Origin of the sequence: Catenulispora acidiphila DSM 44928 (assembly GCF_000024025.1) — a bacterium.
Classification (GTDB): Bacteria; Actinomycetota; Actinomycetes; order Streptomycetales; family Catenulisporaceae; genus Catenulispora; species Catenulispora acidiphila.
In genome coordinates this window covers 5,541,932-5,565,027 of the sequence record NC_013131.1, presented here as the reverse complement: position 1 = coordinate 5,565,027, position 23,096 = coordinate 5,541,932, and the positions used below count along the sequence as shown (strand labels likewise).

Below are 23,096 nucleotides of genomic sequence, written 5' to 3'. Positions count from 1 at the left end.
ACTTTCTCCCAGTCAGCTCCAAGTCCGCTTCCGCACGTATGTGAGGACATTGTTAGCGCTAACAGACGCAGCCTGGGCTTGCCGGATAAGGGGTGTCAATCCCCTCGCGCGGAGGGCCTGCGGATCCCGAGGGCGGCCGTGAAAGTTACTGACACCCCCATCTGGCGGGACCTTCGCCGAGGGAGAACCTTGACAAGCTCTCCGAGAGTGCCAGGATCCCTTCCTGTTAGCGCTAACATCGCCGCGCCCGGCTCACCCAGTCGTCCCAGGCCTCCAAGAACGCGCGGACCCCGGCCCATGGAGGCCTTCCCACCTTGGAAGTAAGGCGTTTCCCACGCCGGCGTCACAAGGAGGCACCATGACCTTGATCGGTTCATCGCGACGAGTGCTCACGCTGGGCGCCGTCGCCGCGTTGGCGGCGTCTGTCATGGCCGCGACACCCGCACCCCCTGCGGCGGGTGCCGCGGGCAGCGGCGGGTCGACACCGATCTACTTGCAAACCCGCTACTCGTTCGCCGAGCGCGCCGCCGACCTCGTCTCGCGGATGACGCTGCCGGAGAAGGTGGCACAGCTGCACACCAACAGCGCGCCGGCGATTCCGCGCCTGGGCGTGCAGTCGTATACCTACTGGAGTGAAGGCCAGCACGGCATCAACCTGCTGGGTGCGGACTCGAACAACGGCGGTGCGGCCGGCGGACCGCACGCCACCAGCTTCCCGACCAATCTGTCCTCGACGATGTCCTGGGATCCGGCCCTGGTCTACCAGGAGACGACGGCCATCTCCGACGAGGTCCGCGGAGAACTGGACAAGTCCTTGTGGGGCGTCGCCCAGAACAACATCGGCCCGTCTGCGGACGACTACGGCTCCCTGACCTACTGGGCGCCAACCGTCAACATGGACCGCGACCCGCGCTGGGGGCGCACCGACGAAGCCTTCGGAGAGGACCCCTACCTGGTGGGGAAGATGGCCGGCGCGTTCGTCGCCGGCTACCAGGGTGAGACGATCGACGGCACGCCGACCAGCCCGTATCTGAAGGTCGCGGCGACGGCCAAGCACTTCGCGCTCAACAACAACGAGAACGACCGGCACGCCGACTCCGCCGACGCCAGCGAGTCCGACATCCGCGACTACTACACCGCGCAGTTCCGCAGCCTGGTGGAGGACTCGCACGTAGCGGGCCTGATGACGTCGTACAACGCCATCAACGGAACCCCGTCGCCGGCCGACACCTACACCACCGACGCGCTGGCGCAGCGCACCTGGGGCTTCGACGGCTACATCACCTCGGACTGCGGCGCGGTCGGCGACGTCACCGCCTCCTCCAGCCACGACTGGGCACCGCCGGGATGGACTGTCTCGGTCGTCAACGGCACCAGTACGTGGACGAACACCGCGACCGGCGTCCAGGTGCCGGCCGACGCGGGCGGCCAGGCCTACGCGCTGCGCGCCGGAACCGATGCCAACTGCACCGGCGGCGACGCCACACTCGGCAACATCGAGGCCGCGATCAAGGCGGAGATCCTCAGCGAGGGCGTGATCGACCATGCCCTCGTCCAGCTGTTCACCGTGCGCATGCAGACCGGCGAGTTCGACCCGGCGAACAAGGTCGCCTACACCCGCATCACCAAGGCGCAGATCCAAAGCCCTGAGCACCAGGCTCTAGCTGAGAAGGTGGCGGCCAACTCCCTGGTGCTGCTCAAGAACGACCCGATGCCGGGCTCCGCAGCCAAGGTGCTGCCGGCGAACCCCGCGAGCCTGAACAACGTCGTGGTCGTCGGCGACCTGGCGAACACGGTCACCCTCGGCGGGTACTCCGGTGACCCGACGCTCCAGGTGAACGCCGTGCAGGGCATCACTTCCGCGGTCAAGGCGGCCAACCCGAACGCCACCGTCACCTTCGATGCCTGCGGCACCTCCACGACCGCCACCGCAGCGGCGTCCTGCTCCGCGGCGACCCAGGCCGCGATCAAGACCGCGGACCTGGTCGTGGTGTTCGTCGGTACCGACGGGAGCACCGCGGGGGAGAGCAACGACCGCGCGAGCCTGGCCATGCCCGGCAACTACGACTCGCTGATCAGCCAGGTCGCCGCGCTCGGCAACCCCCGCACCGTGCTGTCGATGCAGACCGACGGCCCGGTCGACATCGAGAACGTCAAGGGCGACTTCCCCGCCATCGTCTACAGCGCCTACAACGGCGAGAGCCAGGGCACCGCGCTGGCCGACGTCCTGTTCGGCAAGCAGAACCCGAGCGGGCACCTGGACTTCACCTGGTACAAGGACGACTCGCAGCTGCCGTCGATCAAGAACTACGGTCTGAACCCGGCGGACACCGGTGGCCTGGGCCGCACCTACCAGTACTTCACCGGCACGCCGACCTATCCCTTCGGCTACGGCCTGAGCTACACCGACTTCGCCTACTCCAAGGTCCAGGCGACCGACCACGCCGACGCTCAGGGCAAGGCCACCGTCCGGTTCGACGTCACCAACACCGGCAAGACGCCGGGAGCCACAGTCGCACAGCTCTACATCACCCCGCCCAGCGTGCCCGGAACGCAGCAGCCCGCTGAGCAGCTCGAAGGCTTTGCGAAGACGGCCGTCCTCAAGCCCGGCCAGACCCAGCACCTGTCCGTCTCCGTCAACATCGCCGATCTGGCGACCTGGGACGCGCAGAACGCGAAGAACGCCGTCACCGACGGCACGTACACGCTGCGGCTCGCCACCGACGCCGCCGACACCGTCGCCTCCCGCCCGCTGCGGGTCACCGGGGCGATCAAGCCGCGGATCCAGTACGTGACGGTGCAACCCGACCAGGTGGTCTTCACCCCCGGGAACACGCTCGACCTGACCGGGAAGAACCCGTGGATCGCGGACGACACCGCGCAGGCCGCGCAGCATCCGAGCGCGGACAGCGTCGTCGAGGCGGTGAACAACGACGAGTCCTTCGCCGACCTGAGCAGCGAGCACGTCAAGTACAGCAGCAGCGATCCGGCGGTCGCCTCGGTCAGCCGCACCGGCGTCGTCACCACGCACGCCGTCGGCACCGCGACGATCCGCGTGAGCGTCGACGGCGTCACCGGCTCGACGCCGATCGCCGTGCACGAGCCGTTCGCGATGAGCGCGCCGGCCGTCGCCGTGCCCGGCGGCAGCTTCACCGTCACCACCACCTCGGCGAACCCGAGCGGCGGGGAGAAGCTGCGCAACGCCGCCTTCCACCTCACCGTGCCCGCGGGCTGGACGGCCACCGCGAGCACTCCGGCGACGTTCCCCAGCGTGGCGGCCGGCCAGACCATCACCACCACCTGGACGGTCGGCGTCCCCGCGGACGCCAGCCCGACCGCGGACGCGCCGGCGCTGACCGCGCAGTACACGTTCACCGACGGCACCGGCACCCACAGCGACACGACCGGAGCCACCGTGTCGATCCCCTATTCCTCGATCGCCGCCGCCTCCACCAACCCCGGCGTCAGCGACGACTCCGACACCGCCGTCGGCAACCTCGACGGCGGCGGCGCCAGCTACTCCGCGCAGACCCTCGCCACGGCCACCCCGAGCATCACCCCCGGCGGCACGTTCACCCACGACGGTCTGACGTTCACCTGGCCCGCCCCGGCGCCCGGCACGCCGGACAACATCGTCGCCACCGGGCAGACCATCCCGGTCACCGGCACCGGATCGACCCTCGGAATCGTCGGCACGGCCGACTACGGAGCCGCCTCCGGCACCGCCGTGATCACCTACACCGACGGCACCACCCAGTCGTTCAGCCTCGCCTACAGCGACTGGTGGACCAACGCGGCGGCATCCGGCGGCGACGTCCTGGCCACCTTCCCCTACCTGAACAACGCCAGCGGAGCGCTCCACAACCAGGTGAGCCTCTACACCGACACGGTCCCGCTGACCCCGGGCAAGACCATCAAATATCTGACGCTCCCGAACGTCGGCACGGCCCTGATCAACCAGACGGCGATGCACATCTTCGCGATCGCCGTCGGCTGATCGCCGCCACAGGCCGCCACAGGCTGCCCCAGGCCGCAACAGAAGGATGAAAGTTTCACTTCAGTAGGGAGAAGAGATGGAAGCCAGCTCCAGCGCACCCCGCCTGCTCAGACTCGGCATCGGACTTCCCCGGCTGGTCGCCGCGCTGATCGTCGTCATCGGCATGATGATCGGCGCCATGGTCCTGCCCGGACCGGCGCACGCCGCGGTATCCGAACCCTGCGATATCTACGCCGCCGGCGGCACGCCCTGCGTGGCAGCCCACAGCACGGTTCGGGCGCTCTACGGCGCGTACAACGGACCGCTCTATCAAGTCCGGCGCTCCTCCGACAGCACGACGGCGAACATCGGCGTGCTCTCCGCCGGCGGGACCGCGAACGCCGCCGCCCAGGACTCGTTCTGCGCGGGCACCTCCTGTGTGATCACCGTCGTCTACGACCAGTCCGGCCACGGCAACAACGTGGCCTACCAGGGTCCGGGCGGAGCAGGCGGAACGGACACGCCCTCCAACGCGACCAGCGAGTCGCTGACCGTCGGCGGGTCCAAGGCGTACTCGCTGTACATCAACCCCGGCAACAGCTACTGGCACAACGGCTCGGCCACGGGAATGCCCTTGGGCAGCGCGCCCCAAGGCGCCTACATGGTGACCAGCGGAACCCACGTCAACGGCGGGTGCTGCTTCGACTACGGCAACAGCGAGACCGACCGGCACGCCGACGGCGCCGGCGCCATGGACGCGATCTACTTCGGCACCAGCTGCTGGTTCGGCGGGTGTTCGGGCAGCGGGCCGTGGGTGCAGGCCGACCTCGAATACGGGCTCTACTCCGGGGGCAGCCAGTCCTGGAACGCCAACCAACGAGCCTTCAGCAGCCGCTATGTCACCGCGATGCTGAAGAACAACGGGACTTCGCAGTTCGCGCTCAAGGGCGGGGACGCGCAATCCGGAGGTTTGACGACATTGTGGAACGGCGCTCTACCGCCGGGCTACAGCCCGATGCGGCAGCAGGGCGCCATCATCCTGGGCAGTGGCGGCGACTGCTGCGCCTCCGGCGGCGGCAACCAGAGCCTCGGGACCTTCTACGAGGGCGCCATCACCGCCGGCTACCCCAGTGACGCCACGGACAACGCGGTCCAGGCCAACATCGCCGCGGCCGGCTACGGCGGCGGTTCCACCGGCGGCGGCACCGCCGGCGAGGTGCACGCCGTGGGCGCCGGCAAGTGCCTGGACGTGCCGAACTCCAGCACCGCGGGCGGCACCCAGCTGCAGATCAACGCCTGTGCCGGCGGCGCGAACCAGGTCTTCGCGCACACCTCCAGCGGTCAGCTGACGGTCTACTCCGGCAGCACCCAGATGTGCCTGGACGCCAACGGGAAGGGCACCACCGCCGGCACGAAGGTGATCATCTGGGCCTGCAACGGCCAACCCAATCAGCAGTGGAACGTCACGGCGAACGGCACGATCACCGGCGCCCAGTCAGGGCTCTGTCTCGACGTCACCGGCGCCGCCACCGCCAACGGCTCGCCGGTGGAGCTGTGGACCTGCAACGGCCAGTCCAACCAGCAGTGGAGTCTGAGCTGATCGGACCGCCGGCTCCGGCAGCGCCGGGCGCACCGTCATCGGCCAGGCTCCGGCCTGCCGGACGGCGGCGTGCCCGGCGCCCGTGGCGGTCACTGTGCGTGAAGAAGTCCGAAACTTTCATCGGAATCCCCCGCTCCACCAGCCGGACGTGCGCAGGCGGAAACCAACCGTTGACGCTTCTTTCCTGGCTCGTAACTTGGTGCTGCGCGGCGGTCTCACGCCGCATCCCCATCGGTCTCGGCCGTCCCCCCGGCCGTCACCGCCGTCAACCCCCGAAAGACTGGTGTCCAGTGGTTGCACACCGCCATCCGGCCCGAGCGTCGTCCCTGGCGCTCGTCGTCGGCGCCGCGCTCTTGATGCCCTGGTGGGGCGTCCAAGCGGCTCAGGCAACGTCAGTAGCCCCGGCAGCGGCGGCAGCCGCGCACGCGGCCAACCCCTTCGTCGGGTCGAGCCCGTATCTGAACCCTGACTACGTCTCCGAGGTCCAGTCGCAGGCGTCCGCCGACGGCAGCTCCGCCGAGGCCAAGGTCGGCGCGTACCAGACCGCGATCTGGATGGACCACATCGGCGCGATCGCCGGCGACAGCAGCCACCTGGGCCTGAAGGCGCAGCTGGACAAGGCCGAGACGCAGGCCGCCGGGACCACCAGCCCGGTGGAGGTCGAGGTGGTCGTCTACGACCTGCCCGGCCGGGACTGCGCGGCGCTGGCCTCCAACGGCGAGATCCCGGCGACCGACGCCGGGCTGACCCAGTACGAGTCGCAGTACATCGACCCGATCGTGGCCATCGAGGGCGCCTCGGGCTACAGCAACCTGCGGATCGTGAACTTCGTCGAGCCGGACTCGCTGCCCAACGCGGTCACCAACCAGAGCAAGTCCGCGTGCGCCGCCGCGACGCCCTACTACGAGAAGGGCATCGCCTACGCGCTGGGCAAGCTGCACGGGATCGGCTCGCAGATCTACAACTACCTGGACATCGGCCACTCCGGCTGGCTCGGCTGGCCCAACAACATGACCGGCGCCGGTCCTGAGTACGCCAAGGTCGTGCAGGCCGCGACCGGCGGCTACGCGACGGTCGACGGCTTCGTCTCGGACACCGCGAACACCACCCCGTCCGACGAGCCGTTCCTGCCGAACTCCAACCTCACCGTCGGCGGCCAGCCGCTGAAGTCGGCGAACTTCTACCAGTACAACCCGTACTTCGACGAGCACAGCTACGACGAGGCGATGTACAGCGAGTTCGTCTCCAGCGGCTTCCCGTCCAGCGTGGGCATGATCATCGACACCTCGCGCAACGGCTGGGGCGGCACGTCCCGGCCCACCTCGCTGAACTCCAGCCCGACCGACGTCAACAGCTACGTGAGCGCGAACAAGGTCGACCTGCGGCCGTTCCGCGGCGACTGGTGCAACGTCAACGGCGCGGGCATCGGCGCGCGGCCGCAGGCCAACCCCTACGGCTCCGGCGACCACGTCATCGCCGACGTGTGGATCAAGCCCCCGGGGGAGTCGGACGGCGACTACCCGAGCTCCTCGCACTCGCACGGCGACCCGCACTGCGACCCGGCCGGCACCCAGACCGACGGCAACGGCGGCACCTACCCGACCGACGCCATCCCCGGCTACGACGTCCCGGCCGGACAGTGGTTCGCCTTCCAGTTCAAGCAGCTGGTGCAGAACGCCTACCCGGCCCTCGGCGGGACCACCGGCGGCGACACCACGCCGCCGAGCGCGCCCAGCGGCCTGACCGTGGCCTCGAAGACCAGCAGCAGCGTCTCGCTGACCTGGACCGCCTCGACCGACAACGTCGGCGTGACCGGCTACGACATCTACCGCGGCACGACGCTGGCCGGCACCTCGGCCACCCCCAGCTTCACCGACACCGGCCTGACCGCCTCGACGCAGTACTCGTACACGGTCAAGGCCTTCGACGCCGCGGGCAACCTCTCCTCGGCCTCCAGCGCGGTCACCGCCACCACCAGCGGCGGCTCCACCGGCGGTGACACCACGCCGCCCTCGACCCCGACCAACGTCACCGCCAGCGGCGTGACCAGCACCGGCGCCACCCTGTCCTGGTCGGCGTCCACGGACAACGTGGGCGTGGCGGGCTACCACGTCTACCGGAGCGGCACCCTGGTCGGCACCACGACCACCACGTCCTTCGCCGACACCGGCCTGACCGCCTCGACGCAGTACTCGTACACCGTGGTCGCCTACGACGCGGCGGGCAACCTCTCCCCGGCCTCCGCCGCGGTGTCGGTGACGACCTCGGGCGGCAGCACCGGCGGCTCCGGCTGCGCCGCCACCTACCAGATCGGCAGCGACTGGGGCAGCGGCTTCACCGCCAACGTCACCGTCACCAACACCGGCACCGCCCCGACCAAGTCCTGGAAGGTCACCTGGACCTGGGCCGGCAACCAGCAGGTCACCAGCATGTGGAACGCCGCCAGCCAGCAAAGCGGCCACAGCGAGACCGCCACCAGCATGGCCTACAACGGCGCGATCGCGGCCGGAGGCAACACCACCTTCGGCTTCCAGGGCACCTACAGCGGCAGCAACGCCAACCCGACGCTCACCTGCAGCGCCAGCTGAGCTATCGCTGATTGCGGAGAACACGGCCGGCCCGGTGCGCAGTTGATGCGCACCGGGCCGGTCGGCTGTTGGCAGTTGGCTGTTGGCAGGAGGGCTGTTTCGGGGCTCGTGACTTGGCTAGTGCGTTTCCCAAAGATGCCCCTCAAACGCGGCCGCCGCCCGCCAGCCCCAATGCGTGCGCAGTGACTCGGACTGGTGCGCGGTCGTGAACACTCACTACTGCCGGCCGCCAGCGCAGCCCAGCCCAGCCACGTACCACCGGACTGCGCCCCCTGCGAGGCCATCAACACCTTGCGCGAAGTCGTAAAAGTGGCGCTCATGGCTTATATATGGGTGACGGTGATTGGGCTGGTGCGATTGGTTTGTGGGTTTTTATAAGCTTTTTACGTCTTCGAGCATGGTCTGATGGCCTCGCAGGGGGCGCAGTTCGGTGGAGGGTGGCTAGGTCGCGTCGGCGGCCGGCGGTGGTGGAGCGACACGACCGCGCGCCGGTCCGAGTCACTGCGCACGCGTTGGAGCTGGCGGGTCGCGGCCGCGTTTGAGGGGCACCAGAAGTCAAGGTCAAGGGCAGGCGCCTCCGGCGGGGGCACTCTGCAACGGGGGGCGGGGCTGGGTTGGGCGGCTCGGCGGCGGTTCGAATGTTGGTCGCCTTTGTCCCGGATCCCTCGCCGCTGTCGTCGCCGTAGACGGAATCATTGCGGCCTGGCGGAGTAAAGTCGGATCGCAATTGCTGTGGTGCTGTTTCGTTCGACTTGACACCGCCAGTCCACAATGATTGGCAGAGCCCGCCGACAGCGACGAGGGATCCGGGACAACACCCTTGTGAGAGGAGGTCCCCCGCCTATCGCAGAATGCTCACCACTTGCAGGCTGCCAGTCCCGGCGCGATGCCGGTGAAAAGCGCAACTGCCTTTCCCGAAGGTGTCGGCGAGTAGATGAAGCAGCAGCCTGCCACCCACGTCGGTGGATCCTCCACACCATACGGGGTTGTGTCCCGGATTCCCCGTCGCGTCGGCGGGCTCTGCCAATCTTTTCGGACTGGCGGTGTCAAGTCGGGCGTTTCTCAACCACAGCAAAAGCGATGCGACTTTACTCCGCCAGGCCGAAATGATTCCGTTTACGGCGACGACGCGACGGGGAATCCGGGACTAAGGCGACCACAAGCAACAACCGCCGCCGGACAGCGCGACCGCCCCCTCCCCGGAGCGAGGCCGCTCGCCGCGAAGGCGCCGCCGGAGGCCCTGCCCTTGATTTTTGGCGCCCCTCAAACGCGGCCGTCAGCCGCCAACACAAACGTGTGCGCAGTGACTCGGACCGGCGCGCGGTCGTGGACACGAACAACCGCCGGCCGCCAACGCGACCCGGACACGCTCCACCGAACTGCGCCCCCTGCGAGGCCATCAAACCATGCTCGAAGACGTAAAAAGCTTCTAAAAACCCACAAACCAACCGCACCCACCCACCCCACACCACCCACCCCACCCGACCCACACATCAGTCAGGGGTGTCTAAAAAGCTTCTAGAAACCCATTAACCAGCCGAGTCGCCGAGCGCCCCTACTTCACAGTCCACTTCTGGTTGGCGGCGCCGCTGCATGTCCACAGCAGCAGCTTGGTGCCGTTGGCGGTGGCCGCGCCGGAGGCGTCGAGGCAGAGGCCTGATTGGACGCCGGTGATGGTGCCGTTGGCGTTGATGGTCCATTGCTGGTTGGTTTGGCCGTTGCAGTCCCAGATGACGGCTGGGGTGCCGTTGGTGGTGCCCTGGTTGGAGGCGTCCAGGCACTTGGTGCCGTAGATCATCAGCTGTTTGGTGGCGGTGGGGGTCCACTGCTGGTTGCTTTGGCCGTTGCAGTCCCACAGTTGGGCCTGGGTGCCGTTGGTGGTGGAGGAGTTGTTGATGTCGACGCAGCGTCCGGATGGGGTGCCGATGATCTGCTTGGCGCTGCCGGTGCCGCCGCCGGTACCGTCGGTGCCGGTCACGGTGAGCAGGACGGCCTGGCCGGCGGGGACGGTGGCGGCGTAACTTCCGGTGAAGCTGCCGCGGTCGACGGCGGCCCACACGTCGCGGACCGAGGCGGCGCCGGTCAGTCCCAAGGCCGACCATGGGGCGGTGATGGTCGCCGTCGAGCCGGTGCGGTTGAGTAGGACCACCGCGCGGCGGCCGCTGCCGGACAGGACCTTGCTGTACACCTGCAGCCCGCTTTGGGCTTCGGCCACCTTCACGCCCTGCTGGCCGCGGGAGTCCTGGTCGATGGCTATCGCTTCGGGGTTGGTCAGGACGGCACGGGTGTCGCTGCTCATAGTCGACAAGTTGTTGCCGGCCAACAGGGGCGCGCCGGAGATGGCCCACAGGCTCAGGTGGGTGCGGTTCTGCGCCGCGGTGAATCCGGGCATGCCGGCGATCAGCATGTCCGGATCGTTGTAGTGGCCGGGGCTTTGGGCGGCCGGATGCTGCGCGGCGTCGAAGTTGGCCAGCACGTTGGTCATCGAGGGGGCTTGGCCGTAGTAGATGATGTCGCCGCTGGTGCGCCACAGCGCGGACATGCCAGGCGCCCAGTTCCACGGGCTCTGATTGCCCCAATCACAGATCGACAGCACCATCGGACGGCCGGTCTGCGCCGTGGCGCGGCCGATCGCGTCGCTGATCGCCTGGTAGGTGTTCTGCGCGTTCAAGCCCTCGGCGTTGCCGCCGCACCAGTCGACCTTGACGTAGTCGAAGCCCCACTGGGAGAACTGCAGGAAGTCCTGATCGTAATGACCTTCGCTGCCGCTTCCCGGAGCCGCAGGACGGCCGGTCGGGTAGTAGTAGCCGCAGCCGTTCTTCCCGGCGTCGGTGTAGATCCCGGCCTTCAACCCCTTGCTGTGGATGTAGTCGGCGATGGCCTTCATCCCGCCGGGCCAGTCTGCCGAGTCCACCGTGATGTTTCCGGAGGCGTCGCGGGTACCCTGCCACCAGCCCTCGTCGATGTTCACGTACTGATAGCCGGCGGCTTCCATGCCGGAGGACGCCAACGCGTCGGCCTGCCCCTTGATGACGTTGTAGTTGATCTGCGCGGCGAAAGTGTTCCACGACGCCCAGCCAATCGGCGGCGCGCTCACCGTCGAGGCCGCCGCCACCGCCGCAGGCGCCGCACGCGCCGGGGAGTCCGCCACGGCGGCTTGCACGCGCGAGCCGACCAGCCCGACAGGCGAGGCCAGCGCGCAGACCACGGCAAGGATCGCAGCCCGCAGCATCTTGCGACTTCTCAGATTGACCACAACTCAGTCCTTTTCGCACGAGGTCGAATCGGTTCGACCTCTCTGACTGAAAGTGCCAACAGGGCGGCCGGACGTCAATAGCCCGTCATGCCCGACACGGCCGGTTCGGCAGACGGCGACGACAGCGGCTCGGGTGCGGAGGGCGTCGAGTCCGGTCGAAGCGGGCCAGGGCGCTGCGCCGGCGTCTGCCTCGCCGTCTATGCCTGGTCGAGTACGCGTGTCATCCAGATCGAATCGCCATGCTCGGCGTCCTCATCGATGCGACCGCTCCGGTGGAAATCAAGCTTCTCGAGCACCCGGAACGATGCCGCATTCCACTCCCGTACGGTCGCCCACAGCCGCCGCCGGCCCGTCCGGGCCGCGGCTTCGACGATCGCACGCGCAGCCTCTGTGGCATACCCGTGACCGTGGGCTCTCCGGGCGACCTCGAACGCGATCTCGGGCTCGTCGAAAGACGCTCCGTTGACGGTCAATCCGCAGTATCCGATGAACGCCCCCGAAACCCGCAGCTCGATCGCCAGCAAACCCAGCCCGGGCTCCGCTCCCTGCGGATTGCGAGTGATCCCCTCGCGGAGATCGTCGACTGTCGGGCGCCCTTCCGCGTCGATTCGCCGCAATACACGTGGATCCCGCTCAAGCCACAGCCCGCGGTACTCCTCGGCATCCGACGAGTGCCATTGCCGCAACCGGAGCCGCTCTGTCATCAACTCTGCTGGCAGATCCTCATAGGTCTCCACCTGGCCAACCTATCCCCAGCGCTGCACTCGCTAGGTTGTCGCGCAGGAGTAGCCGGAGGCGGCATCGGCGGCTGTGCCGGCTCAGGTCATGTTCCCTCGGCGGGCGCGGTGTTCTCTGCTGCGTGTCGGCGGAGTTCGGCGTTGAGGCGTTGGGCTTCTTCGAGTTGGTCTTCCAGGATGATGATGCGGCAGGCGGCGTCGACGGGGGTGCCGGTGTCGACGAGTTCGCGGGCGCGGGCGGCGATGCGCAGTTGGTAGCGGGAGTAGCGGCGGTGGCCGCCGTCGGAGCGCAGCGGCACGATCAGTTTGGCCTCGCCCAAGGCCCGCAGGAACGCGGGGGTGGCGCCGATCATTTCGGCGGCCCGGCCCATTGTGTAGGCCGGATAGTCGTCGTCGTCCAGCCTGTCGGCCGGGGTGGAGCGGGTACTGCCTGGCACTTGCACCTCTTTTGTCTGTTGTGAATGTGAACGCGAGGAGGGGCCCGGTGCCGTACGGCACCGGGCCCTGGGGGATATAACACCATCTACATGCCGACCAGAATGCGTCGGCCTACTTCTCCGCGCACCAGCCTTGAAGGGCTTGTCGCGGGGATCTCGGAGGTGTGACCGGAAATCACCTTCCCATCCGGGACTGGACTGCCCACCCAGGTACGTTCTTCGCCTGGGCGATCCTGATGGTGTTCGTTCCTCTTTTCCTTCGTGTCCTGCCAAACGGGGTACTGCTACTTCACTTGCGGTACTGCTCACTGCACTTGCGGTACTGCCTACTTCACATGCGGTACTGCTCGGCAGCCCCGGGCCCTGTCTTGCGGCCCGGCCGTCGGCCCCGGCGCCCACCAGCACTGCTGGCCCCGGAACCCTATTGCCGTCCTGCACTTGCACTTGCCTCGCGCCAGTTCGTGTCTGCCGCGCCTTTCGCCTCTTGCGGTTACGACAGGAACACTACCCAGGCAGCGGCCGGATGTCTACACCGACGGCTACAGATTTTTGGGAGCATGACCTGAAGGTGTGATCGACCAGGCGTCTGCGGCATAGCGGGGCGTTGGCCCGTTCAGTCGATGGCTAGGCTCTTGACCAGGAGCGATGATGGCTGTCGGAATCGCACGGCGGAGTTCGTGCACCTGGACTGGAATCCGTCCGACCCATCAGATCGGTTAGCCCGATCCGGTGATGCTCCTCTGCCAAGGCAGCGTTCTGGCTGACCGAGAGATCTGGCCGGGGAATCAAGGCAGGAGCCGTACTCGCTCTGCCCCGTTGCGCGTGGTGCGAGAATGACCCCGTGACGGATGATCGGTCGGCGAGGCCTGCGGGCGTCGCGAAGCGTCGGGACGGGCCTGTCACCATCGCCTACATCGCTGAGAGCGCGGGCGTGTCGGTCCCCACGGTCTCGAAGGTGCTCAACGGCCGGCCCGGGGTCTCCGACGACACCCGGGCTCGGATCGAGGACTTGATCATCCAGCACGGCTATCGCAAGCCTCCGTTCCGGAGCAACACCTTGGAGCTGGTGTTCCGGGAGTTGGAGAGCTTGTGGGCGGTGGAGATCATCCGGGGTGTCGAGCAGGTGGCCCGTAAGCACCGGATCGGGGTGACGGTCTCGGAGTTCGGTTTGCACGACTCGCTGCCCGAGCCGATGGACGACATGGTGTTCCGCCGTCCCAAGGCCGTCTTGTCCGTGGCGCAGCTGTCGGACGCCGAGCGGGAGCAGTTGGCTGCCAACGGGATTCCGTTCGTCGTGTTCGATCCGATCAGCGAGCTGCCCGAGGACGTTCCCTTCGTCGGCGCGACCAACTGGCGGGGCGGGCAGACGGCGACCCGGCATCTGATCGGCCTCGGACACCGGCGTATAGCCATGGTCCGCGGACCCGCGGGACTGATGTGCTTCGATGCCCGGACGGCCGCGTACGCCTTCACGATGGCCGCCGCGGGTCTGCCGGTGGATCCGGAACTGACCGTCGAGGCGGAGCCCAGCAAGGAAGCCGGTTACGCCGCCGCCTGTGGCCTGTTCGCTCTGGCCGATCGTCCCACCGCGGTGTTCGCGTCCAACGATCTGCAGGCGATCGGGGTCTACCAGGCCGCGCGGGAAGCCGGTTTGCGCATCCCCGACGATGTGAGCGTGGTCGGCTTCGACGACCTGCCGGTGGCGGCCTGGCTGGATCCGCAGCTGACCACCGTCCACCAGCCGCTGAGCCAGATGGCGGCAGCGGCCACCGAGCTCGCGCTGGCGCTCGGCCGAGGCGAGGAAACGCCGCAGCTCGGGGTGGAACTCGCGACCACCCTCACGGTGCGCCGGAGTACCGCGCCGCCCAAGCCGGCGGGGTGAACGTGCGTGGGCCCGAACCGGTGACTCCTACCGGTCCGGGCCCGCAGGCATTTCTCGTTCAGGAGGTCGTGCCGGTGACGGCGGTGCCGTTCTTGGTGACGTAGTAGGTGGCGGTGGCTCCGCTCCAGAAGTGGAACGTGAGGGTGACCTTCGCGCCGTCGGTCAGCGAGTCGAAGAACGCTGATGTCAATGTGGTGTTGCCGTTGGCGTAGTCCGCGGCGAACGCCGTGGAGTATTCCAGGTATGAGGTCCAGTTGGCCGGCCCGGCATTGCTGCCGTCGGCGTACTGCGCCTGCATGGTGGACAGGATGTCGCCGTTGAACCGCGTGGGGACCGCGAAGGAGCTGGTGCTTCCGGTGGCGGCGGCCAGGGTGGGCTGGCTGCTGACGATGACGCTGATCTGCCATGGCAGGCCGTGGGAGAAGTGTGCCTGCAGCGTCGCGTTGGGTCCGGTGGGCCCGTTGCCGGCCAGCCGTGTCAGCAGGGATGCGGTGAGGGTGAGCTGGTCGCCGGAGACGGTGTAGTCCCTGCCTTGGGCAAGTCTGACATCGCCCTGGGTGAGGCCGGTGAAGGTGTCGCCGTTGAGGTTCAGTGTGAGGCTGTGAGCCGCTATCGGACTGGCTTGTGGCAGGAACACCATGTCGGATGAGGCGGTTCCTGAAGACGCCCGCCAACTCGACTGGATTTGGGCGAACAGATCGGGGTCGCGCGGCTGGAGTGTGGCGCGGTTGATGTAGGAATCCCAGTAGTCGGTGGGGATGCCGGTGCTCCGTGATTCGTCGCCGAGGGCTTCGAAGTATTTGAGTGTTTCTCCGCGCTCGATGACGCCGGGTTTGGTGTAGTCGTAGCCGAGGAGTCCGACCTCGCAGGCGCAGACGGGGATGCCCTTGGTGATGAACTCGTCGTGGGCGAGCTGGTAGTCGGTGGTCATGTCCTGTTGGGCGGTGGTGTCGAAGGTGGTCGCGCCGGCGATGTTCACCGCGAAGGGCCAGTAGCCGTAGTAGTGGAAGCTGGCGATCACATCGGGGTCGTGGAGCGTCTCGATGGTGTTGAGCAGGCTGTCCATCAGTGGCTTGGTGGGGGTGTCGCCGAGGGTGGGCAGGAGCAGGTAGCGGTGTGTGTTGGTGCTGCCGGTGGCGCGTATGAGGTGGCTGAAGGCGGTGTTGAGTTGATCGAGCAGTGCCTCGGCTTGGGTATCGGTGGTGTTGGTGAATTGGGGTTCGTTGACGGATTCGAAGACGAGTTTGTCGGATTCTGCCTTGAAGGTGTCGGCGATCTGGGTCCAGGTGGCGTCGAATCGGGCCAGGACGCCGGTCGGGTCGCCGGCCATGTTGCTGATCCACTGCCAGGAGTCGTGGTGGACGTCGAGGACGACGTAGAGCCCGTCGGACAGTGACCAGTCCACTGCTTGCTTGACCTGGTTCATGAAGGCCGGGTCGATGGTGTAGCTCGGCGCGGCGCCTTCGTGGCCGCCCCAGGTGACCGGGATGCGGATGCTGTGGAAGCCGTCGGAGCGTACTTGGTCGATCAGGGCCTTGGTGACCGGCGGGTTGCCCCAGGACGTCGGGTCGGGGATGGCGTCGAAGGTGTTGCTCAGACCCCAGCCGGGCTGCATGGCCGCGAGGAACCGCATCGGTCCGGCGGCTGCCGGGGCGCCAGCGGTGGCGTGCGCTGTCGCGGGGAGCAGCATGCCGGTGATCGCCAGCAGCAGGCTTGCGAACCCGGCGAGTCTTGGACCGGTACGCCTTCGAACCTTGCGTAGCGGAGAGCGATGCACGAGACCTCCTTGCACATGGCGAAAATGTTTCTCGAAAACGAGCGACGATGTTTCGCGCGGAACGTACTGAGGATGTCGAGCCACAGCAAGGCTTTGGGCTGCTTCGTGCCGCGGTCGGCGGCGACCCTGAGTGACAGGAGCCTGCTACGGCCCTTCCCGCATGCTCTGTTCGATAGTACGGTCGCGAGAAACTTTCGTAACCAAGAGATCATTGGGAGTCCGCCGTGACCCTCTTCACGCCGACTTGGGCCTCCGTCGACCGACACGTCGCAGCACCGGAATGGTTCCAAGACGCCAAGTTCGGGATCTACCACCACTGGGGCGCCTTCAGCGTCCCGGCGTTCGCCAACGAGTGGTATCCACGCGCGATGTACTATCCCGACGGCGCGGAGCGGCAACACCACGTCGAGACCTACGGCGATCCCCAGACGTGGCCGTACCACCGCTTCATCGAAGGCGCCGACGACAGGTCCGGCCGGTTCGTCAAGTTCGCGCCGACGCTCGCCTCGGCCGGCGGGCGTTTCGACCCGCACGAGTGGGCTCAGCTGATCGCCGACGCCGGCGCGCGCTTCGCCGGACCGGTCGCCGAGCACCACGACGGTTTCTCGATGTGGGACAGCCGCGTCAACGAGTGGAACTCGGTGGCCAAGGGACCGCAATTGGACCTGCTGTCCCTGTTCGCCGAGGCCTACCGGGAACAAGGGCTGAAGCTGCTGGTGGCGATGCATCACGCCTACCACTACACGGGCTACTTCGAGCATGTGCCGCCGCAGCCCACGCGGTCCCTGCGCAAGCTCTACGGGCAACTGAGCAAACCGGAACACGACCGGCTGTGGCTGGACAAACTCAAGGAAGTCATCGATCTGGCCCGGCCGGACATCATCTACCAGGACGTCAACCTCGACAAGATCGAGGAGCCGATCGTCCTGGAATTCCTGGCCCACTACTACAACCGCGCCGGCGAGTGGGGCACCGAGGTCGTGGCCACCTACAAGGACGGCCTCACCGACAAGGGCCAGGTCTACGACTACGAACGCGGCGGTCCGAAGGACCTGACCCATCCGTACTGGCTGACCGATGACATCCTCACCGTCGACAGCTGGTCCTACAAACCCGATCTCGTGTATGTGCCGGTCGAGCTGATCCTGCATTCGCTGATCGACAGGGTGAGCAAGAACGGCGGTCTCCTGCTCAACATCGCCCCCACCGCCGAGGGAGTCATCCCCGACGAGCAGCGCACCCTCCTGCTCGCCATCGGCGACTACCTGCGTCGCTACGGCGAGTCGGTCTACGAGACCCGGGCATGGACCGTCTACGGCGAGGGACCGACGGAGATGGGCGGCGGATCCTTCGTCCCGCCAGTGGCCGGTACCGCCAGGGACATCCGCTTCACGCGCGACAAGCCGGGCCGCATCCTGTACGCGACCGTGCTCGGCTGGCCGGCGGGCGGTCTGACGATCGCCACGCTGGCAGCAGGACGCTTCGACCTCGGCTCGCTGCGCGCGATCGAGCTGATCGGACCCGAGACCGACGCGTACATCCCGCTGAGCGACTACCGCCAGGACGCAGCCGGGCTGCACATCGCCCTCCCGCAGTCCGCGCCGTTCAGCGCTGCCGCCTATGTCGCCAAGCTGACCTTCGACGGACCGATACCGAGCCTTGATTCAAAACCCTGACAGTCTCCACCGACGGTGGCTCTCAGGTGATTCCCGGCGAGCGAACGCCCGCCGGGAATCCGTCCCGCACGCCGCTCCGCCGGACGTCCAGCCGGAGCGGTCCCGTCTCAGGGCTTGAAGTCCTGATTGGTCCCCGGTGCGTTCTTGCACGGCCACTGGTCGAGTTGCTGGCCTTGGCTGCTGCTCGCTCCGTACACGTCCAGGCAAAGGCCGCTGTTCAGGTTCTTGAACTGCCAGGAGCCGTCGGACTGCTGCTGGGGCAGCCATTGGGCGGCGGTCGACGTGCTGACCGGTTGCTGCACGATGCCCGCCACCCCTTGGGAGGCCGAGCCGCCGGACACTGTGACGTCCTGGCCGGAGTTCTCGATCTGGAGCTGGCCGTATCCGCCGGAGGTGGGGACGAACTGGAACTGCTGGTTGGTCCCGCTGTTGCACGACCACTGGTCGATGATCGCGCCGGCGGTGGAACCAGCGCCATAGTTGTCCAGGCACAGGTTATTGCTGGCGATGGTCAGGGCGTGGTAGCCGGTCGGATAGGTGCCCGTGCCCCCGCCGGTACCGCCCGAGCCGCCGGTGACGACGGCCGTCCCGGTGATGTTGACGGCGTCGACCTGGAGATAGGTGCCGCCGGTCTTGACGACCTTGAGGGTGTGGGTGCCGCCGGCCAGCCCGGCGACACTGTAGAGCGTCTGCTGGGCTTGCGTGGGGGAACTGTTGGCGTTGACCGAACCCTTGTCGGCACCGTCGACGTAGATCTCCGCCGTGCCCTCGCTGCCGCTCTTCTCCCCGATCCAGGAGACGCCGGTGCCGGTGAACTGCACGGAGAAGCTGTCACCGTTGCCGGTGGCTTGGTGTATTCCGTTGTCCAAGTCGCCGAGTCTGCGGTCGCCGCTCCACGTCCAGGAGGACCCGGTGTAGTTCAGGCACAGGCAGGTGTCGTCCAGGGTTCCGGTGAGGGGCGCGACCTGCGCGGGCGGTCCGGCGGCGGTGATGACGGCCTGCGCGCCGGCGGGCCACTGGCCGTCGGGAACGATGGCCGCCTGGGTGAAGCTGGTGTTGTTCGGGACGACGGCCCGGTAGCCGGCGTTGTCGGAGTAGTTCGTGGGACCGACCGTGATGTTGTTGACGGTGGGCTGGTCGTAGTACATCCAGTCCTGGCCCGACCAGCGCACGACGTTGTCGCGGTCCTGCCAGTAGGAGCTGCCTTCGTCGTGGGCGATGGTGCCCCAGTTGCTGTAGATGTACTGGTCCTGGCACACGTTGCCGGTCAGGGTCGACCACACCGAGCCGTTGCCGTCGCCCTGGCCGCCCAGGGTGTAGATGCATTCGGCCATCACCGTGTTGCCGGCTCCGTCGCCCAGGCCGTTGTCGTAGACGTAGTTGTACGAGACCTGGTTCCCCCCGGCGTAGTCATAGCCGTGGGCGCAACCGGAGCAGTAGGGCGAGGCGTAGCCCCAGCCCCAGCCCACGGAGATGCCCTGCGCGGCCGAGTAGCCGACGTCGTTGTGGGAGACGGTCACATTGCGGGTGTAGCCGACCAGGATGCCGCTGGTGCTTTCGAAGACCACACCGCTGTGTTCGATGAAGTTGCCGGTGACGGTGTCCCCGGAGGTCATCAGCGCCGTGTCGGTCAGGTAGTAGTCGTCGACCTCGCCGACCTGCACGGCGTTGACGGCGGTGTCCAGGATCCTGCTGGTGCTGAGCGTGGAGTTCTGGGTCCCGTTGCCGAAGTCGACGCCGGCGTCGCCGGTGTGCGCGATGGTGTCGCCGGCGAAGGTGATGTGGTTGCCGCGCTCGACGTTGATCATCCCGGGGTCCTTGACCTGATTCCACGGGTTGGTCTCGCTCCACATGACGCCGGTCTGGTTCTCCGGGTAGCCCTGGGAGAGCTCGGTGAGCCAGGTGTTGTGCTGGAAGGTGATCCCGGAGAAGGTGATGTCGTGGGCCGGCTGGACGGCGGTCGGGATCACCACGAAGCCGTCGAGCAGCATCCAGGTCCCGCTCTGTTTGACCAGCTTGATCGTGTGGCTGCCGGGCGTCAGTCCGCTGACGGCCACCACCGCGTCCTCGGCGGTTCGCTGGCCCGAGGTGGCGGCGCTGACGGTCTGGTTGAGCGTGCCGTCGATGTAGACCCCGATGCTGCCTTCGTCGCTGTTCAGCTCCGTCAGCGCGGTGATGCCGCTGCCGGTGAAGGTGTAGCTGACCGAGTCGCCGTTGGTCTGGGTGGAGTGCACGTCGTTCTGGAAGTCGCCGAGCCCGCGGCCGGTCGAGGAGCCCCAGCCGGATCCGGAATAGGCGATCCCTGACGCCGTGTCGTTGATCGGGGTCAGGTGTCCCGGGGTGCCCTGCACGTCGACCAGATCCTGGACCACGGGCAGTTCGACGTCGGCGGTGGACATGTTTTGTCCCGGCAGCGGGATGTAGTACAGGCTGCCGCCGGCGCTGTCGAGGAACCACTGTCCCGGCTGGTTCAGCAACGCGTAGGCGTTCTCGATCCAGGTGATGTGGTTCAGCGTCGGGTAGCCCGCGCCGTTGAACGGGAAGCCGGTGTTGCTCAACGTGGCGTTGTAGCAGGCCTGGTTCACGTTCAGGCTGGAGCCGCCGCCGTTGGCGGTGATGCCGGCCAGCGGGCAGTGCAGCTGCCGCCACGGGTTGTCATCGACGATCTCCGCCTCGGTGGGATCGATCCACGAGCGATACGAGCCGTCGGAGGTCGTGAACGACGCGCCCGACTGGGAGAACCCGCCGGGGTTGATCGCGCTCTTGGTCACCGAGGCCCGCGCGCCGTCCACCCACAGGTCCCCGGCCCGCGTACCCGCCGCCACCGGCGCGCGCCAGATGTTCAGGCCCGAGTTGTACTGCGACCACCCGGTCACCTGCTGCGCTCCGTCGAAGACCGGTGTCTGGCCCGGAAGAGCCTCCCAGTACACGGTGTGCCCGTTGGTCCCGGAGTCCTGCGGTCCCAGAGCGAAGGTGCTGGTGAGCCTGTAGGTGCCGCCCGTCAGGTACACCACGATGTCGCCGGTCATCGAGCCGTTCATGCCCTCGACGACGCTGCGCGCCTCGGCCAGCGCGCACGGCGAGGTCTGGGAGCAGGAAGATCCCGACCCAGTGGGGGAGGCGTACAAGGTGGTCTGCACGGCCGCACGCGCGACACTCGGCGTCGCAGCGGCCTGCGTCCCGTATGCGGCCGCTGAGACGGCGACCAGAGCGGAGAGCCACAGTGCCGTCCGCGACCTGATGCCGCGCGCCTTCATTGTGGTGACTCGATCCAAGTGCGAAACCTCATAGCATGACCTTTCCTGCTGGTCGTGGGTTTCTTCGTGCCCTGTTACCGGTAACAACACAGCCCGATCATGGATGTGTTGCGCTTATCAGGGCAGGTGGGTTTCGACAGGACGCTGCCGCACGACACGCGGGCTGTCAAGAAGACATGGGATGTTCTGCTGGTCAAGGGAGGTGTCGCCGTCATGAAAGTTCCTGCCCGCCGGAGCGGTGCGGCGGCTCGGCTTCCGGATGATGCCGACCAAACCGCCACGGCTCGCCCGGCATGAACCGAGACGTGGCGGCGGCGAAACGCGCAGGACATCCCATGCCTGCTTGACAGGGGGCAGAGATTGAGCCACCGTCTGCTTCCGGGATGTTAGCGCTAACTCCTTTCGAGTCACGCCCACCGCAGAACTGGGAGATGGCATGAAAGCAAGCGCATGGAGCCGCCGAAAACTCGGCAGCCTGGCGGCCGGGATCACGGTCGTGCTCGGCACGATCGCCGGCACCGCGGCCATGACCGGTGCGGCGCACGCCGCGTCGCAGGGCCCGTGTGACATCTACGCGGCCGGCGGCACGCCGTGCGTGGCCGCGCACTCGACGACGCGTGCCTTGTCCGCCGCGTACAACGGTCCGCTGTACCAAGTGCGGCGCTCCTCGGACAACACGACCACGAACATCGGACTGCTCTCCGCGGGCGGCGTCGCCAACGCCGCGGCGCAGGATTCGTTCTGCGCGGGTACATCCTGTGTGATCACCGTGATCTACGACCAGTCCGGGCGTGGCAACAACCTGACTCCCGCGCCCGCGGGCGGGTACGTGCACACCCCCGACAGCCCCGCGAACGCCACCGCGGCGCCGATCACCGTCGGCGGCCACAAGGCCTACGGCGTGTTCACCTCCACGGGTATCGGCTACCGCGACGACACCACCAACGGGGTGGCCACCGGGGACAGCCCGGAGGGCGAGTACGACGTGGTGGACGGCACGCACTACAACAACGGGTGCTGCTTCGACTACGGCAACGCCGAGACCACCAACAACGACGACGGCAACGGCACCATGGAGGCGATCTACTTCGGCAACGCCTCCTATTGGGACACCGGCGCCGGCAACGGCCCTTGGATCATGGCCGACCTGGAGAACGGTCTGTTCTCCGGCTCCAACGTGAACAGCCCCAATCCCGGCGATCCGACGATCAACTACCGGTTCACCACCGCCATGATCAAGGGCGGCGCGAACCAGTGGGCGATCCGCGGCGGCAATGCGGCCTCGGGAGGCTTGTCCACCTTCTACAGCGGGCCGCGTCCTCCCGGGTACAACCCGATGCACAAAGAGGGCGCGATTCTGCTGGGCATCGGCGGTGACAACAGCGACGGCGCCGCCGGAACCTTCTACGAAGGCGTGATGACGTCGGGGTATCCCTCCGACGCCACCGAGGCCGCGGTGCAGGCGAACATCAACGCCGCCGGATACGCCGCCGGCACCAGCGGGGGCACCGGCACCGGCGCATTGCACGCCAACGGCGCCAGCAAGTGCCTGGACGATCCGAACGGCAGCACCACCGGCGGAACCCAGCTCCAGATCTATGGCTGCAACGGGCAGGCCAACCAGACCTGGACGCGCACCTCGTCGAACCAGCTGACCGTCACCAACAGCGGGACGACGGACTGCCTGGACGCGAACGGCCAGGGCACCAGCCCCGGCACGAAGGTAATTATCTGGCCGTGCAGCGGACAGAGCAACCAGCAGTGGCAGTTCAACGCCAACGGCACCGTCACCGGCGTGCAATCAGGGCTCTGCCTCGACGTGACCGGCGCGTCCACCGCGGACGGCGCGCTGGTCGAACTGTGGACCTGCAACGGCGGCAGCAACCAACAGTGGAATCTCGGATAGGGAC

At 67.4% G+C, this 23,096-nt stretch carries 11 protein-coding genes; 6 read left to right on the top strand and 5 right to left on the bottom strand.

What is annotated here, in order from left to right; translation table 11 throughout:
* Window positions 1-358 precede the first annotated feature (358 nt).
* From CACI_RS24155 to CACI_RS24145, 3 genes are all read left to right on the top strand, one after another.
* Window positions 359-3,997 carry a glycoside hydrolase family 3 C-terminal domain-containing protein gene (locus CACI_RS24155; RefSeq protein ID WP_015793472.1) on the top strand — a complete coding sequence of 1,213 codons (3,639 nt, stop codon included), beginning with the start codon at window positions 359-361 and terminating at the stop codon, window positions 3,995-3,997.
* A 76-nt stretch (window positions 3,998-4,073) separates the two neighbouring features.
* Entirely contained in the window at window positions 4,074-5,576 is a 1,503-nt protein-coding gene (locus CACI_RS24150) for an arabinofuranosidase catalytic domain-containing protein (protein ID WP_015793471.1), read from the top strand.
* A gap of 290 nt (window positions 5,577-5,866) precedes the next feature.
* Window positions 5,867-8,164: a glycoside hydrolase family 6 protein gene (locus CACI_RS24145; protein ID WP_049871690.1), complete on the top strand. Its 2,298-nt coding sequence runs from the start codon at window positions 5,867-5,869 to the stop codon at window positions 8,162-8,164.
* Between the two features lie 1,555 nt (window positions 8,165-9,719).
* Here CACI_RS24145 and CACI_RS24140 read toward each other — a convergent pair.
* The 3 genes from CACI_RS24140 to CACI_RS53580 all read right to left on the bottom strand — a co-directional run bounded on the left by CACI_RS24140 (window position 9,720) and on the right by CACI_RS53580 (window position 12,594).
* On the bottom strand, window positions 9,720-11,396 hold the full coding sequence (locus CACI_RS24140; RefSeq protein ID WP_015793469.1) for a glycoside hydrolase family 27 protein: 1,677 nt from the start codon (window positions 11,394-11,396) through the stop codon (window positions 9,720-9,722).
* A gap of 221 nt (window positions 11,397-11,617) precedes the next feature.
* The gene (locus CACI_RS24135) at window positions 11,618-12,157 is read right to left on the bottom strand and encodes a GNAT family N-acetyltransferase (protein WP_015793468.1); all 540 of its coding nucleotides are present in this window, start codon (window positions 12,155-12,157) and stop codon (window positions 11,618-11,620) included.
* An 86-nt stretch (window positions 12,158-12,243) separates the two neighbouring features.
* Window positions 12,244-12,594: a MerR family transcriptional regulator gene (locus CACI_RS53580; RefSeq protein WP_015793467.1), complete on the bottom strand. Its 351-nt coding sequence runs from the start codon at window positions 12,592-12,594 to the stop codon at window positions 12,244-12,246.
* Window positions 12,595-13,435: 841 nt separating this feature from the next.
* Here CACI_RS53580 and CACI_RS24125 point away from each other — a divergent pair.
* Window positions 13,436-14,476: a LacI family DNA-binding transcriptional regulator gene (locus tag CACI_RS24125; protein WP_015793466.1), complete on the top strand. Its 1,041-nt coding sequence runs from the start codon at window positions 13,436-13,438 to the stop codon at window positions 14,474-14,476.
* Between the two features lie 58 nt (window positions 14,477-14,534).
* Here the strand turns inward: CACI_RS24125 and CACI_RS24120 are convergent, their stop codons facing one another.
* Window positions 14,535-16,253, bottom strand: coding sequence for a cellulase family glycosylhydrolase (locus CACI_RS24120; RefSeq protein WP_015793465.1), 1,719 nt, complete (start codon window positions 16,251-16,253; stop codon window positions 14,535-14,537).
* A gap of 224 nt (window positions 16,254-16,477) precedes the next feature.
* On the opposite strand from CACI_RS24120, the gene CACI_RS24115 reads away from it, so the two are divergent.
* Complete coding sequence (locus tag CACI_RS24115) at window positions 16,478-17,929, top strand: alpha-L-fucosidase (RefSeq protein ID WP_015793464.1); 1,452 nt, start codon at window positions 16,478-16,480, stop codon at window positions 17,927-17,929.
* A 107-nt stretch (window positions 17,930-18,036) separates the two neighbouring features.
* Here the strand turns inward: CACI_RS24115 and CACI_RS51430 are convergent, their stop codons facing one another.
* Window positions 18,037-21,186 (bottom strand): RICIN domain-containing protein, encoded by a 3,150-nt coding sequence (locus CACI_RS51430; protein WP_015793463.1) that lies wholly within the window; start codon window positions 21,184-21,186, stop codon window positions 18,037-18,039.
* Window positions 21,187-21,622: 436 nt separating this feature from the next.
* Between CACI_RS51430 and CACI_RS24100 the strand changes: the two genes are divergently transcribed.
* Window positions 21,623-23,092 (top strand): arabinofuranosidase catalytic domain-containing protein, encoded by a 1,470-nt coding sequence (locus CACI_RS24100; RefSeq protein WP_015793462.1) that lies wholly within the window; start codon window positions 21,623-21,625, stop codon window positions 23,090-23,092.
* Window positions 23,093-23,096 lie beyond the last annotated feature (4 nt).

What these genes read in the sequence shown, in the direction of transcription:
- CACI_RS24155 (WP_015793472.1), top strand. Translation starts at nt 359, where the DNA reads ATGACCTTGATCGGTTCATCGCGACGAGTGCTCACGCTGGGCGCCGTC.
- CACI_RS24150 (WP_015793471.1), top strand. Translation starts at nt 4,074, where the DNA reads ATGGAAGCCAGCTCCAGCGCACCCCGCCTGCTCAGACTCGGCATCGGA.
- CACI_RS24140 (WP_015793469.1), bottom strand. Translation starts at nt 11,396, where the DNA reads ATGCTGCGGGCTGCGATCCTTGCCGTGGTCTGCGCGCTGGCCTCGCCT.
- CACI_RS51430 (WP_015793463.1), bottom strand. Translation starts at nt 21,186, where the DNA reads ATGAAGGCGCGCGGCATCAGGTCGCGGACGGCACTGTGGCTCTCCGCT.
- CACI_RS24100 (WP_015793462.1), top strand. Translation starts at nt 21,623, where the DNA reads ATGAAAGCAAGCGCATGGAGCCGCCGAAAACTCGGCAGCCTGGCGGCC.